This window comes from Rhodothermus bifroesti (assembly GCF_017908595.1).
Taxonomy (GTDB): domain Bacteria; phylum Bacteroidota; class Rhodothermia; order Rhodothermales; family Rhodothermaceae; genus Rhodothermus; species Rhodothermus bifroesti.
This window is the reverse complement of the sequence record NZ_JAGKTL010000001.1, coordinates 686,851-700,646: the sequence shown is the minus strand read 5'-3', so window position 1 is coordinate 700,646 and position 13,796 is coordinate 686,851. Positions and strand designations below refer to the sequence as shown.

14 protein-coding genes are annotated in these 13,796 nt (G+C 55.0%); 9 read left to right on the top strand and 5 right to left on the bottom strand.

The genetic code is table 11. The annotated features are described in order from the left end of the window. Nucleotides 1–128: 128 nt before the first annotated feature. Together J8E65_RS03005 and J8E65_RS03000 are read left to right on the top strand one after the other, a co-directional pair. A complete protein-coding gene (locus J8E65_RS03005; protein ID WP_210373881.1) occupies nucleotides 129–614 on the top strand; it encodes a translation initiation factor IF-2 in 486 nt (161 codons plus the stop codon). After that, nucleotides 611–1,504 (top strand): GvpL/GvpF family gas vesicle protein, encoded by an 894-nt coding sequence (locus J8E65_RS03000; protein ID WP_210373880.1) that lies wholly within the window; start codon nucleotides 611–613, stop codon nucleotides 1,502–1,504. Before J8E65_RS03005 ends, J8E65_RS03000 begins: the two co-directional genes overlap by 4 nt. Before the next feature lie 14 nt (nucleotides 1,505–1,518). On the opposite strand, the gene J8E65_RS02995 is transcribed toward J8E65_RS03000, so the two are convergent. From J8E65_RS02995 to sdhC, 4 genes are read right to left on the bottom strand one after another with little or no spacing between them, the layout of a single operon-like run. After that, a complete protein-coding gene (locus J8E65_RS02995; RefSeq protein ID WP_210373879.1) occupies nucleotides 1,519–2,235 on the bottom strand; it encodes a succinate dehydrogenase iron-sulfur subunit in 717 nt (238 codons plus the stop codon). A gap of 31 nt (nucleotides 2,236–2,266) precedes the next feature. Further along, a complete protein-coding gene (gene sdhA, locus J8E65_RS02990; protein WP_210373878.1) occupies nucleotides 2,267–4,006 on the bottom strand; it encodes a succinate dehydrogenase flavoprotein subunit in 1,740 nt (579 codons plus the stop codon). A gap of 29 nt (nucleotides 4,007–4,035) precedes the next feature. Then, entirely contained in the window at nucleotides 4,036–4,539 is a 504-nt protein-coding gene (locus J8E65_RS02985) for a succinate dehydrogenase hydrophobic membrane anchor subunit (protein ID WP_210373877.1), read from the bottom strand. Between the two features lie 2 nt (nucleotides 4,540–4,541). Beyond that, nucleotides 4,542–4,952 carry a succinate dehydrogenase, cytochrome b556 subunit gene (sdhC, locus tag J8E65_RS02980; RefSeq protein WP_210373876.1) on the bottom strand — a complete coding sequence of 137 codons (411 nt, stop codon included), beginning with the start codon at nucleotides 4,950–4,952 and terminating at the stop codon, nucleotides 4,542–4,544. Nucleotides 4,953–5,493: 541 nt separating this feature from the next. On the opposite strand from sdhC, the gene J8E65_RS02975 reads away from it, so the two are divergent. The 6 genes from J8E65_RS02975 (at nucleotide 5,494) to J8E65_RS02950 (ending at nucleotide 11,116) form a co-directional block, all read left to right on the top strand. Then, the gene (locus J8E65_RS02975; RefSeq protein ID WP_210373875.1) at nucleotides 5,494–7,347 is read left to right on the top strand and encodes an Rne/Rng family ribonuclease; all 1,854 of its coding nucleotides are present in this window, start codon (nucleotides 5,494–5,496) and stop codon (nucleotides 7,345–7,347) included. A gap of 3 nt (nucleotides 7,348–7,350) precedes the next feature. Further along, nucleotides 7,351–7,668, top strand: a complete 318-nt coding sequence (locus J8E65_RS02970) for a hypothetical protein (protein WP_210373874.1) — start codon at nucleotides 7,351–7,353, stop codon at nucleotides 7,666–7,668. Continuing rightward, the gene (locus J8E65_RS02965; RefSeq protein WP_210373873.1) at nucleotides 7,652–8,467 is read left to right on the top strand and encodes an MBL fold metallo-hydrolase; all 816 of its coding nucleotides are present in this window, start codon (nucleotides 7,652–7,654) and stop codon (nucleotides 8,465–8,467) included. Before J8E65_RS02970 ends, J8E65_RS02965 begins: the two co-directional genes overlap by 17 nt. 62 nt (nucleotides 8,468–8,529) lie before the next feature. Beyond that, nucleotides 8,530–8,976, top strand: a complete 447-nt coding sequence (gene aroQ / locus J8E65_RS02960) for a type II 3-dehydroquinate dehydratase (RefSeq protein WP_415663038.1) — start codon at nucleotides 8,530–8,532, stop codon at nucleotides 8,974–8,976. A 2-nt stretch (nucleotides 8,977–8,978) separates the two neighbouring features. Next, on the top strand, nucleotides 8,979–9,488 hold the full coding sequence (locus tag J8E65_RS02955; RefSeq protein WP_210373871.1) for a metal-dependent hydrolase: 510 nt from the start codon (nucleotides 8,979–8,981) through the stop codon (nucleotides 9,486–9,488). 8 nt (nucleotides 9,489–9,496) lie between these two features. Continuing rightward, on the top strand, nucleotides 9,497–11,116 hold the full coding sequence (locus J8E65_RS02950) for an oligosaccharide flippase family protein (protein ID WP_210373870.1): 1,620 nt from the start codon (nucleotides 9,497–9,499) through the stop codon (nucleotides 11,114–11,116). Here J8E65_RS02950 and J8E65_RS02945 read toward each other — a convergent pair. Continuing rightward, nucleotides 11,108–11,422, bottom strand: coding sequence for a hypothetical protein (locus tag J8E65_RS02945; protein WP_210373869.1), 315 nt, complete (start codon nucleotides 11,420–11,422; stop codon nucleotides 11,108–11,110). The two genes, J8E65_RS02950 and J8E65_RS02945, sit on opposite strands and share 9 nt — an antisense overlap. Nucleotides 11,423–11,503: 81 nt before the next feature. Here J8E65_RS02945 and J8E65_RS02940 point away from each other — a divergent pair, with 81 nt between their 5' ends. Continuing rightward, nucleotides 11,504–13,792: a T9SS type A sorting domain-containing protein gene (locus tag J8E65_RS02940; protein WP_210373868.1), complete on the top strand. Its 2,289-nt coding sequence runs from the start codon at nucleotides 11,504–11,506 to the stop codon at nucleotides 13,790–13,792. Nucleotides 13,793–13,796: the final 4 nt, after the last annotated feature.

Below are 13,796 nucleotides of genomic sequence, written 5' to 3'. Positions count from 1 at the left end.
ACGTGCTTTCCTAAACCTAGGAAAGCTTTTCCTTTTGACACGAAACTCTCTCTATAAGGTGTCGTTCACCTTTTTAGGCATGCCTCTTGCAGGGGAAACCTATTGCCCTTTTCACTATCGGAGCTGCCATGCAAGCCGAACATATTCGCCAGCTCATCGAGCGCTTTCGAGAGCAATTTGTTGCGCTTACGGCAGACGAAATCCAGCGCCTTGTCGAAGAGGCTCGAACCGAAGCCCTAGCCGAAGCACGTGCCCTCCTTAAAGAACAAATGCTTCAGGCTATTTTGGAGCATTCGGCAACCCTGCAGGCCCGATATGCGGAAAAGACCCCTTCTCGATCACCCTCGCCACCTCCCGCGAAAACAGAGCCCGCGGCGACATCACAGCGCCCGCAGTTTGTCACGCCCCGGGTAACACTGGTAAGCCGCCCGGAAACCCCACCCGAAGAGCCGACGGAAACTGCAGGCGCTGAAAAGAAAAACGGCAACGAACTCGATCAGGCCCGAAAAATTTTGAAAGAGATTGAAGCGCTGCGGCAGCAGCTCAGCCAAAACGAAGCCTGGCTTTCGCGTCTCCGTCCTTCAGAAGCCTCTTCAGCCCAGGATTCCCCATGAATGCTCCCCCAGCCTCGTCTAGCTGGCGCTTTTCAGACGACGAGCTGTATGCACTTACCGAAGGCGCCCGTCAAGAAGCTATGGCCCTGGCCCGCCAGATTTTAAAACAGTGGTGGCTGGAAGCCATTTTGCATCAAGTGACAACCCACCTCAAGCCGGCGCCAACTACCGTATGCTACCTTTACGGCATCACCTATGCCGGACGCACCGTAGATGGTCCGGCCGACTTAGCAATTTTACCTTATCGAAAGCTGCAAGCTATCCTGCGGCATGTCCCTGCTGCGCAATACGGTCCTGAGGTGCTACGAAAGCAACTGGCCGATCCTGAGGCGTTCCGCATGCACCTGCAAGCCCATCATCGCCTGTTGGCCTCGTTGCAAATCGAGGGACCGCTGCTTCCGTTACGGTTTGGGACGATCTGTCCAGACCTGTCCCATGTTCAGGCCTTTCTAGAGGCGCATTACGAAGACTTTTGTGCAACACTGGCCCTACTGGAGGGGCGTCAGGAATGGACGTTCCGGCTTTTGGTGGATCGGCCGCGGCTGCTTGAAACCATCCGCCTTGCCAACCCCAATGCTACGAATGCTCAGGCTTTGGAGACTGAAGCCGATCGATTGGTGCAGCTTGCGGCCCATCATTGCCACGAAAAACTACAAGCTGCTGCCGAGCGCGCAACAGCACTGGTAGTGCAGCTTCGCCAGCGTCAAGTTGTACGCACAGCTTATTTGGTTGCCCAGGATCAGGTAGCCACATTTCGGCACACTTTCGAGAACCTGGAACGTGCCTACCGACTTTTGGGCTTTTATCTACGGCTGGAAGGCCCCTCGCCACCGTTCAACTTTGCCCGGCTTCGGCTAGAAGATCCTGAACCTGCCGTCGTAGTCCCCTAACCGCGTTCGCCCAGTTACCGGGCAGCGGCCTCAATGACAGCCCGCCGCTTTAAGGCGGAAAGCCAACGCGAAATGTCAATCTCTTTCGGGCAGGCTTCATTGCAGTTGAAAATCGTATAGCACTTCCACAGCCCCTCCCGAGAATCGACCACGGGCAAACGCTCTTCGGCGCCTTCATCCCGGGAATCGAACGTGTAGCGATACGCTTTCAGCAGAGCAGCGGGACCCAAATATTCCGGATCGGCCCACGTACTGGGACAGGCATGCGTGCAGGCCCCACACATAATACACTTGGTCGCATCTTCAATCAAAGCAAACGCCTCGGGGCTTTGCAAACGCTCTCGTTCGGGCGGAGGACTATGGGTAATCAGCCAGGGCTTAACGGCCCGGTATTTTTCAAAAAACCGACTCTGATCAATCACCAGGTCTTTGACCACAGGGGCTGTAGGCAGCGGTTCAAAGGTGATTGTATCCCCTTCGCCACGCACCAAATCTTTGACCAACACAGAGCATGCTAGGCGATTTTCGCCATTGATTTTCATGGCATCTGACCCGCAAACGCCATGACCACAGCTTTTGCGGAAGGTCAAAGAGCCATCGAGATGCCACTTAATGTAGAGCAGCACCGACAGCGCGCTGTCCATAGGGTCAGCCTCGACCTCATAGGTTTCCCAGTGCGGCGCAGCGTCGGTCTCCGGATTAAAGCGCTTGATTTTAACGTTAATCTTCATGGTCACTGCCGCTAATCTTACGCCTACCGGCTTAGTACTTACGTTCTTTCGGCTGGAAACGGGTAATAACGACTGGCTTGTAGTCGAAGCGGTAAGAGCCTTCCGCTTCCCGATAAATCAGCGTGTGCTTCAGCCAGTGCTCGTCATCCCGCTTGGGATAATCTTCACGGGAGTGGGCACCCCGGCTTTCGGTTCGGTGCAGCGCTGCCTGCGTAATGGCCTCAGCGACATCAACCAGAAAGCCCAACTCGACCGCATCCATCAGCTCTGTATTGAACCGTTTACTTTTATCGCGCACTACCACCCGCTGTGCGCGCTGTCGAATTTGCTTGAGGTCGTTTAGGGCCGTGTTTAGGGTTTCCTCGTTTCGAAAGACCGAGACATGGTCCATCATGGTCTGCTGCAGCGCCGTACGCACAGCTACGACAGGTTCACCTTCCGTACGCCCCAAGATATCTTCCAAGAGGCTACGAATGCGGCGATCCGGCTGATCAGGAAGCAATTCCTTTTTACGACCTTCTTTACGAAGCATCTCGGCCATATGCATTCCGGCCCGACGGCCAAACACTACCAAATCCAGCAGCGAGTTGGTCCCTAAACGATTGGCCCCATGGACCGAAACGCAAGCACACTCGCCTACCGCGTAGAGGCCTGGCACGACACTTCCCCGCAGCGCACGCTCCACCTGACCATCGTAGTTGGTCGGAATTCCTCCCATGGCATAGTGACAGGTAGGCGCCACGGGGACAGGCTCTTTTACGGGATCAATACCCAGATAGGTGCGGCAGAACGTAGCAATCTCCGGAAGCTTTTCCTCAATGACTTCCCGGCCCACATGCCGCAAGTCCAGGTAAACGTAGTCCTTGCCGTTGATACCACGGCCTTCGCGAATTTCCTTGTAAATACACTGGGAGACTAGGTCTCGCGGCGCCAGGTCTTTCACCGTAGGCGCGTAGCGCTCCATGAAACGTTCTCCTTTATCGTTCAGGAGAATGCCGCCTTCGCCACGTGCCCCTTCGGTCACCAGGATCCCCAGCCGGTAAAGGCCAGTGGGGTGAAATTGCACAAACTCCATGTCCTCTAAGGGCAGGCCGCTGCGAAGGACCAGCGCCATTCCATCGCCAGTGCTGGCGTGCGCATTAGAGGTGGTTTTATAGACGCGCCCGTAGCCCCCTGTAGCCAAGCATACCATCTTAGCGTGGAAGATGTGCAGCTCTCCTGTCAGCAGTTCATAGGCCACCACACCGCAACAAACGCCCTCAGGCGTTAGGATCAGATCCAGTACTTGAAACTCGTCATAAAACCGGACCTGATTTTTGATACACTGGTCATAGAGCGTATGTAGGATGGCGTGTCCAGTGCGGTCAGCAGCATGACAGGCTCGGCGCACCGGTGCTTCTCCAAAGTTACGCGTGTGGCCACCAAAACGGCGCTGGGCAATTTTACCCTCTTTGTTACGACTAAAGGGCACGCCATAGTGCTCCAACTCAATAATGGTACGCGGGGCATCCTGGCACATGATTTCAATAGCGTCCTGGTCGCCCAGGTAGTCGCTCCCCTTCACCGTATCGAAGGCGTGCCAGAGCCAGTGGTCTTCTTCTTCATTGCCCAGGGCCGCGCCAATGCCCCCTTGAGCCGCACCGGTATGCGAACGCAGCGGGTGCAGCTTGGAGAGCACAGCGACATCAGCCCCACCTTCCCGAGCGTACAGGGCCGCCATCAAACCAGCACCACCGGCCCCTACAATCACAACATCATGCGAGAAAATCATGGTCGTCTACTGTTCCAAATCCAATCCGCTCACGAAGCGGGCATGTAGCCCCAACCTGCCGTAATGACCGAGTACAACCCCACAATTAAAAGTACCAAGGCTAATGCCCAAGAAAGCGTTTGGGCCAACACCCGCCCCATCGGATTACGGATATAATCGGTTAGGATGTTATTCAGCCCATAAAAACCATGATGCAGCGCAAACAGCAAAAATAGAATGTTAAATCCCTTCCACAATACAGCATAAACTGGATCAGCTAGCCGAAGCATAACCACATCATAAGGCGTAACCGCTGCCTCAGGGCCATAGCGTGCACGCACGGCCTCTTTAGCTGCTTCAGGATAGTCCGGCAACTCACCGGCTGCAATTTGCTCACTAGAAAGCACTTGCGCAGCCACACTAGCCGTCTGCGCGTCGTAGTGCTGTACCCAAAAGTGGGTGATCAACAAAAAGATCAAAAATGTCCCCGTAATGCGGTGCAAAAACCAGTTAAGTGCCTTAGAGCGGGGGATTTTACTGTATTGGGTTGCCATGATTATGCACCAGTCAAATAGGTGATCACCGCATACAGCGAAGGATACCCACCAACGCCAATAATAAACAGACACACGATCGCTAGCGTCCAAAACAGCTTTTTAGAGTGTGGATGCCACCCTAAAAAGTCAATCAGCACAATGCGTAAGCCGTTGAGCGCATGATAGGCTACCGCCACAAGCAAAAAAAACTCCCCAAGCTTAAAAATCGGAGCATGATAGGAAGCAATCAGCGCATTAAAGGCTTCACGGTCGGTCAGCGCCCGCAGCCCCCAAACGTGCAATACCAAATAGACCACCAGCCCAAGGCCCGTTAGACGATGCAGCATCCAGGCCAGCATCCCTGTTCGCACCCGGTAACGCTGAAAGCGCCGCACGCGACGCACGGAAGGGTCCAGGGTTTCAACGCCCATTACACGCTATGCCAGTCTGTTTTACAAACACTTGTTGAAGGTTCATATTCGGAAAATATAGGGTAGGTTGCTCGAAGGGGATGCGAATTTACGTTTAAGCAATGCGTTGCTGCGCTAGGGATCCTTTTATCCTTACAGGCGATTTACCTAATAAGTCAAACGACGTACCGTTTGGCGTTGTACCCCGTCAGGAAAAGCCCCTTGGACCGCCTTGCTTGGCTAGGTAAAGGATCAGGGGCGGGGTTTTTGATTGAATGGATTTTTTTCTCTTTACTTGCCTGCCACCGCATGAAAACCTCTAGGCTTTTACGATGGCAGAACACGCTGCACCTGGTGGCGGTGCAGGTATATATGGTGATTTTCCCTTTAACCCAAAAGCGCACGTGCGCCTTGAACCGGTGGCAGTCCTGGAGCTTGCAGGAAGCCTCACCAAAGCTTCGATTTTTTTCTATTTGGTTTTTGTTGTCAGGTCGCGGGGTGCGTTTCCGCTTGAGCGGCTCCCGGCCCCAACCGGTTTGGGGCCCGTGCAACGAGGAGTTGTATGGCCAAAGAAATTATCATCAACGCCGAGAAAGATCAGACGCGTATTGCTATCGTCGAGGACGGCGAATTGGTCGAGTTCTACATCGAAGACCCCGAACACGAACGGACTATCGGCAACATCTACCTGGCACGCGTCTGCCGCATAATGCCCAACATTCAGGCCGTCTTTGTGGATATTGGCCAAAAACAGGACGCTTTTCTCCACTTTTCCGATATTTCGCCCAGCCTGCCTTTACAGCTAAAGTTCCTGGCTGACCCGCAACCCAGCGTTCAAAAGCTGGCTGCCGAAATTGAAGCGCACCACCAGCATCTGACGCGGCGTCGGCATCCACGCGGGCATTTGGCAGCCACTGCAAATGGGGAAGGCGAGGAAGATCACAACCTTAAGACGGCGCCGGACGAACCAAGCGAAGCGCCCCGGCGGCTTCGCCTAGATGTTCTTATTCGTAGCCGCCGACGCTTAGCCCAACGGCGCCTTAAGCCTAAAGCTGCAGAAACGGCTGGCTCCGAAAAATCCCCAAGCGAGGCAGAGCCTAAGGAAACAGCTTCTAATCCACCCTTTGCGCCCGAGGCCCTGCTCAAGCGAGATCAGCCGCTTTTGGTCAAAATCATTAAAGAACCGATTTCTTCAAAGGGCAGCCGGGTGTCGACCGACATCTCGCTTGCGGGACGCTTTCTGGTGCTGGTACCCTTTGCTAGCTACGTGGCCGTCTCGAAAAAGATTACCTCCTACAAAGAACGTCGGCGCTTGCGGGCTTTGGCTCGCAGCTTGGTTCCCGAAGGGTTTGGCGTCATTGTCCGCACGGTGGCCGAAGGCCAAAACGCCAAAGCCCTAGATACGGATTTGCGCCTGCTCCTGGAAAAATGGCAAAGGATTGAGAAAAAGCTGGCCGAGCACCCCACACCCCCCGTGCTGCTGCACGAAGACGTCAACATGGTTTCCTCAGTTATCCGAGACCTGTTTTCTGAAGACTGCACGCGCATTTTGGTCGACGACCCGCGCCTGCACCGCAACATTCGGAACTATGTGCAAGCCGTAGCACCCCACAAAGTCGACGTCGTAGAGCTCTATCGGGGCAAGACACACATTTTTGCTGCAACCAAGATTGCCGACCAGGTAGCGCAAGCCTTTGAAAGTCGCGTCGAGTTGCCCTCGGGGGGGTACCTTTACATTGAGCATACCGAGGCTATGCACGTTATCGACGTGAATTCGGGCCGAGCAGGGCGCGGCTTAAGCCAGGAAGAAAATTCGCTCCGCGTCAACTTGGAAGCAGCACGCGTCATCGCACGGCAAGTTCGGCTACGCGACTTGGGTGGCATTATTGTCATTGATTTTATTGACCTCAAAGACGAAAAGAACAAAAAGAAGGTCTACGACGAGCTGAAAAAGGAATTCCGACGCGATCGTGCTGTGACCAAAATCTTGCCCATGAGCGACTTTGGGCTGGTTCAAATCACGCGCCAGCGTCTGCGGCCCAGCTTAACCACAGCCTTCGACAAAATCACCGAACGTTTGGTTAAAGAAAAAGCCTTACCCCCTGCCCTGGCGCAACCCACACCCGATGCGCTTTTGGCTGCAATCGACCAATGGCTGCATGCTTACCGCCACCAAAGCGAGCGCCGCAGCATCACGTTGCGCATTCATCCTTTTACAGCCGCCTACCTCACGCATCGGATCCCGCCTTATCCCGCGCGGTGGTTGTTGAAACACCTGATTCGCGTTCGTCTGGAAGCAGACCCTACGCTTCCCCCCTTGAGTTTTCGCTTTGTAGATCCGGCAACCGGTGAGGACGTGACCGACCGGTTTGCCCTTTCACAAAATGGCCAAGCCACCCGTCTTGCAACGGACTAAACCATGCCTAGAATGCACGCCTCTAGCGCCTTGCATGGGCTGCTTCAAGAGCTCATTGCCTTGGCCCGCCAGCTAGGCCTGCGCGTGCGAATCGAGCGCGGACCGTTCCGAGGAGGCTACTGCATCAAGCAGGGCCATGAGCTTGTTGTACTCAATCGGGCCCACCCGCCCGAAGTCCATATCGCTTTGCTGGCTGAGGCGCTGCGTAACCGCCCACTTGAAGCAATCTACATTAAACCGGCCCTCCGGCGGGCCCTTGAAGAAGCCTGGGCGCGCGGAGCCACTACACCTGCCGAAGTGCTCCATGTCGACCTCGAATGAGCCGGCAATGCTTCGGGTCACGTTGCTGGGCACTGGAACCTCAACCGGCGTGCCCGTCATAGGATGTTCCTGCCGGGTGTGTCGCTCTGCAGATCCACGCGACCGCCGCACCCGATGCGCCTGCTATATCGAAGCGGCTGACCTGAGCATCCTTATCGATACCGGCCCGGATTTTCGCCAGCAGGCCTTGCGCGAAGGCATCCACCGCCTAGATGCCGTGCTCTACACCCACCATCACTTCGATCATGTAGCCGGCATCGACGATCTGCGCCCTTTCTTCTTTGAAAACCAGCACCCTATCCCCTGCTACGCTCCACCAGTTACAGCCCGCGTACTTTATCACATGTTTTCGTACATCTTTGCTGATGGTAGCTACCCTGGCGTCCCTAAGCTGCGCTTGCAAACCGTTGAAGGTCCTTTTGAAATCACCAGCCGCTACGGAAAAGCAACCCGCCTGCGCGTTGAGCCCATCGACGTGCTGCACGGCAAACTCCCTATGTACGGCTACCGCATCGGTCATTTTGCCTATCTCACCGACGCGAGCCAACTCCCCGAATCGAGCTTCGAGCGGCTGCAAGACCTGGACGTACTCGTGCTGGACGCCCTGCGCAAACGCCCCCATCCTACGCATTTTTCGATCGATGAAGCCGTTGCCGTAGCCCAACGCATCGGCGCCCGCCAAACGTACTTCATCCATATGACGCACGAAGTGCTGCATGCCGACGTGGATGCTCAACTTCCGCCAGGCATGAATCTCGCCTACGATGGCCTGCAATTCTGCTGCCGCCTTACATCTTAACCACGCCTGTTGTATCTTTAACGTGGCCTAACCCTCAGGTAAAGACCATAACCCCAATAGCCATTATGAAAATTCTCGTACTCAACGGCCCCAATTTGAATTTGCTCGGCAAGCGGGAACCGGCGATTTACGGCCGAACCTCGCTCAAGGACTTGGAAAAAATGCTTCGGGAAGCGTTTCCAGATATTACTCTGGAATTCATCCAAAGCAACCACGAAGGCGCGCTGATCGATCAGCTCCACCGGGCCGAAGCAGAACACTTCGATGGCGTGGTCTTTAATCCCGGTGGCTATACGCATACGTCGGTGGCGCTGCGAGACGCTATTGCTGCCATCTCGGTCCCGGTCGTTGAAGTGCACTTGTCTAATTTGCACGCGCGCGAGGATTTTCGGCAACATTCCCTGACAGCCGCAGTATGTGAAGGCCAAATTGTCGGTCTGGGAGCTACTGGCTACCGGCTGGCCATCCTCTACCTGGTCGAACGGGCCCGCCAAACGGTCAAACATTAACGGTGCCAAGCTATCGGGGACATCTGGCCGGGGCTACCCTCTTCTTTGCCGTCTACCTGGCCGGATTGCTTTACGTGTTTTCTATTGATGCGGCTTACCAGCACTTCAGCCTGCTGGAAATGCTGGCCTACCCCTTAGCCCTCTTTGGCCTGTGCCTCATGTTTGCCCTCTGGCCTGACGTCGACACAAATTCGGTCGGACAGGCACTGTTTTACTGGATCTTCTTTTTGGTCGATGGGATGCTGATTGCAACGCGCCACTTTGAAGAAGCCGCTTACCTAGGGCTATTTGCCATCCTCCCCATTTTAGGAAAACACCGGGGATGGACGCATACGTGGTGGGCCATGCTCTTGATTCCTTCCCCACTGCTGCTCTTACCATACCTGTTTTTCCCAGACCGACCGCTTTCGGGTCTACCTTTCTATGGCGCAGCTGTGGTAGGCTACTTCAGCCATCTGGTACTCGACGGCGTTCTGCTACGCTTTCACCGACGCCGCCAGTCTTACCGCTAAGGCCAGCCATGCCTTCGGGGCGCCTGCATCGACTTGCTTCTGAAACCGCAATTTACGGGCTTTCCTCCATTTTAGCCCGTTTGCTCAACTTTTTTCTTTTTCCTTTTTATTCGCACGTCTTTCCCCCGGATGCCTACGGCATTATTTCGATTGTGTACACGGCCTTTATCTTTTTGAACATCGTGTACCAATACGGCATGGAGTCAGCCTACCTGCGCTTTGCCGTTGAAGCCGAAACGCTCGAAACGCGAAGGCACATCTTCAGCACAACGGTCGGCTCACTTCTGCTCACCTCTTTAGGGTTTTCGTTGCTCATGGTGCTTTTCCCTGAGCCAATAGCTATGCTGATTGACCTCGAAGCCCGCTACCAATGGCTCCTCTACTACGTGGCCCTCATTCTAGTGCTCGATACGCTGGCCGTAGTACCCTTTGCCGAGCTGCGGCTTCAAAACCGCCCGTGGCGATTTGCACTGATTCGCTTGGCAGGGGTAATCGTTAATGTAGGGCTAAACGTCTGGCTGCTGATTGGACTGCACTGGGGACTCGAAGCAGTCTTTTTCGCCAACGCTATCGCCTCAGCCGTTACCCTCCTCCTCCTTGGTCCTGAGTTTTTGCGCCTAATGCGGCCTGCGTTCGACCAAAAGCTTTGGCAACGCTTGCTGCGCTTTGGATTACCGTTTCTACCTGGCGGCCTAGGCTATGCCATTACCGACCGCATTAACCTGCTTTTTCTCAAGCGCCTTTCGCCTGAGCAGGTGAGGCAACTCTATGGAGACCGCTTCGATCTAGAAGCTTTGGCCCATGAAGCTGAACGTGCAGCTCAGGCCGTGCTAGAACGCGCCAGCGGCGTGCTTTCTCCAGAAGTGCAACACCGCATGAGCGAAGCTGCCCAAGCCGTCTATGCTAACCATGTGGTAGGCGTCTACAATGGTGTACTCAAACTGGCCATTTTTTTAATGCTTTTCGTGCAAATGTTTCGCTTTGCTTGGCAACCCTTCTTTTTGCAACATGCCCGCGATCCCGATGCCCCTCACCTGTTTGCCCGCGTTTTTGTGCTACTAAGCGCTATCAGCCTGCTGATCTTTTTGGCTGTATCCCTGTTTGCTCAAGAAATTGTTCGCCTGCCTTTACCTGGAGGCTATGTGCTCGTCAATGCCCGCTACTGGACCGGACTGTTTATCGTACCGGTAGCCCTATTAGGCTACCTGTTTCAAGGCTGGTACTATGTGTTTTCCGCCGGAGCCTATCTCCAGCATCGCACTGGATACTTCGTTCCTTGCACGCTGGCTGGTGCAGCTGCTTCGTTGATGCTCAACGCACTGCTGGTACCGCGTTGGGGCATGCTGGGCGCTGCCTGGGCTACTACTTTAGCCTATGCCCTCATGGCCTTGTTACTTTGGCGACTCATCCAACCTCACTATCCCGTTCCTTATCCCTGGCACCAAGTACTGGCCATGGGCGTTTGGGCCGGACTGCTCTTTGGCGCTTGGCATAGCTGGCCGCTATTGCAACATCCTCTCCCAGAAGTGCTGCTGCTTTTTGCCTTTATTGGGGGCCTATTCAGCCTTCGCGTAGTACGTGTGCAAGAAGTGCGCAGACTGTTTACACACCGCGCCTCTTCAGCGTAGCCGTTCCCAATGCTGCACCCGCAAGTGGGCATAGGGCCTGCCCTGCCAATGATCCAAAAAGGGCTCTCCGGTTATCCGCAAGCGCAAAGGGGCTTGGACCGCTACCGCCTGCCGATCGGCCGCCTTGGCAAAAACAAGCACGTAAAAATTCCGCTCTGCTGTCTCCAACACAAGCGCTGAAAACGGCTCTTGCCCACGGGCCACCACCTCCCCTTCTACCGTAATTGGCGCTTGCGCAGGCAGCGGCGTAGATGCGCATCCCATAACCCAAAATCCTAAAAAACCGGCCAAAGCTAAACGTAGCATAGAATTTGCTTGGCTTAGGTGTTGACTTACCTTTAAGTGTTATATTCTTGCACCCCTTTCATGTTGCTCTACCCTGCAGCCATGAAGCGCTATCTCTTTTTGCTGCTTTGGCCCATGGCAGCTGCAGCTCAAACGCTGCACCCGCTTCCTGAGCCTACTGCACCGCCAAGCCCCAAAAGCTACGTGCTGCACGTGACCGACTGGCTGAATCAGCAGCCTGAAGCCCTACAAGCCCTGGCCGACTTCCACCGCCGTAAAGCCTTAGGCTTGCTGTCTGCGACACCTACCATTCAAGCTCCCCCCAACATTGGCGATCGGCAAAACTTTAAGGTTCGCAACTTTACAAACGGTACCCTAGAAAATCGCCTGTTTGAGCTGCGTGCCATTGAGGCGCGTTTCTACCTGTGGGTCGAGGTCGCTTCGCTCGATAGCGGCTACGTCGACAACGTCAAGCTGGAAGCGTTACGCAGAGCACTCGCTGAAGCAACCCCGAGCGGCTCATATAATCCTAACCAAGGCATCATCGCCAATAACGAGGAAGTCTTCGGCAGCCCACCCAATGTTGACAAAGATGGGAAAACAGACGTGCTGCTGGTCGACATCCGTGACGGCTGGAATCCTGAAAGCGGCGGAGGTTTTATTGCCGGTTTTGTCTATAGCGGCGACCTGGTCCCGTTCGGCAATAATCGCGACGTCCTTTACCTAGATACTTATCCCTCACTTAGCCAAGGATTTCCTTTAGAACAGCTTCTGGCCACGGCTGCACATGAGTATCAGCACTTGATTCATTTCAACTACGACCAACAGGAGCTGACGTTTGTCAACGAAGGCCTCTCAGAGTGGGCAGAAATCCTAAACGGCTACAGCCGTCGCCCTATGCGCTACCTAAGCGATGTAAAGCGCTACAATGTGGAGCTCTTTCGCTGGTCTGAAAATCAGTCCCTAGCTGTACTGGACGACTACGAGCGCGCAGGGCTTTTTACAACCTACCTGGAGGAGCGCCTTGGAGCTCTTGCCACGGGGGCCATCACCCGAGACCTTGCTAGCGGCTTGCCGGGCTATCGAAACGCCTTAAACTCCATAAGCTTAGACTTTAGTGACTTCTTGGTGGATTTTCACACTGCCAATTTCCTAAACGACCCGAGCCTAAACCCTGCCTACGGCTACAGCCGCACAGCCTTTCAAGACCTGCGCGCTGCCCCCGCGGTCGTCTATGACGGCCGCATCGCTACGCAAACGCCCGACACAACCATTACGGTGCAGGGCGGAGGTGTACAATACCTGGTGTGGACCTATGTCAAAGACTTTACGGTAACCCTTAGTGGAACCAACTTTGCCGTGCGTGCCGTTCGCTATCCTCCCAACAGTGCGCCGGTGGTGGAATCTTTAAGCGGAGGTTCTTTCACGTTTTCTGGCGTGTACAACCGGGTTGTACTCATCGTAGTGTGTCCTACCACCGGTACACCCTCACAGATCACCTACCGCGCTAGCTGGAGCGCAGACCGGACTTTCACGCCACAACTTGCCCAATATGACAATGGTCAGGCCCAAACACCTTTTGCGCTTTCCGGAGGCTTAGAGCTGCTCACCCGCTTTGAAAATCCACGTCCGGGCTACACCCTTCTAGGGCGCGTACGCTTACCGCTGTATTTTTACAGCCAGTTTCAAAACGGACCGCCCAGTACCGCGCCCCGCGACTTTACGCTGACGGTGCGGGCTGCACAGCCAGATGGCACGCCAGGCAACCTACTTTTCGAACAAACCTTTAACGACCCACGTCCTTATCAGCCGGTAACCTCTTTAACCCTGGCATTTGCGGAGATCGATCTGTTCCCCTATGCCAACCAGATGGGCAACTTACCCAACACCTTCTTTATCGGCTATCGGGATGCGGGTAGCGACACCAACCAGGTTGTGTTGGTTACTGCAGCATATACGGTTGAAAACCGCTCTTTTATTGGCCCACGCCGCGATGGCTCTTGGCTGCCCCTTTGGGAGACGCGGTTAAGTGATAATACCCGGCTAAACAACCGTATTATTCCGATCCGGGTAGAATTTCTCATAAGCGATTGGCCGGTTCTGGCCGAGGAGCCTCCTACGCTGGCTACCGCGCCGCGGCTTGAAGCGCCGTACCCCAATCCCTTTCGCCATGAGGCGGTGCTCCGCTACCACTTGCCCAAGACGGGTCCCGTGCGCCTCAGCGTATATGACCTATTGGGCCGGCAGGTAGCCGTGCTTGTGGATGAACCTCGGCTGGCCGGTACACACGTAGTTCGGTTAAACGCCGAAAGGTGGGCCAGTGGGGTTTACCTTTGCGTGTTCGAGGCCGAAGGGCAGCGCTACATCCAGCGCCTATACGTGGTGCACTGAGCGT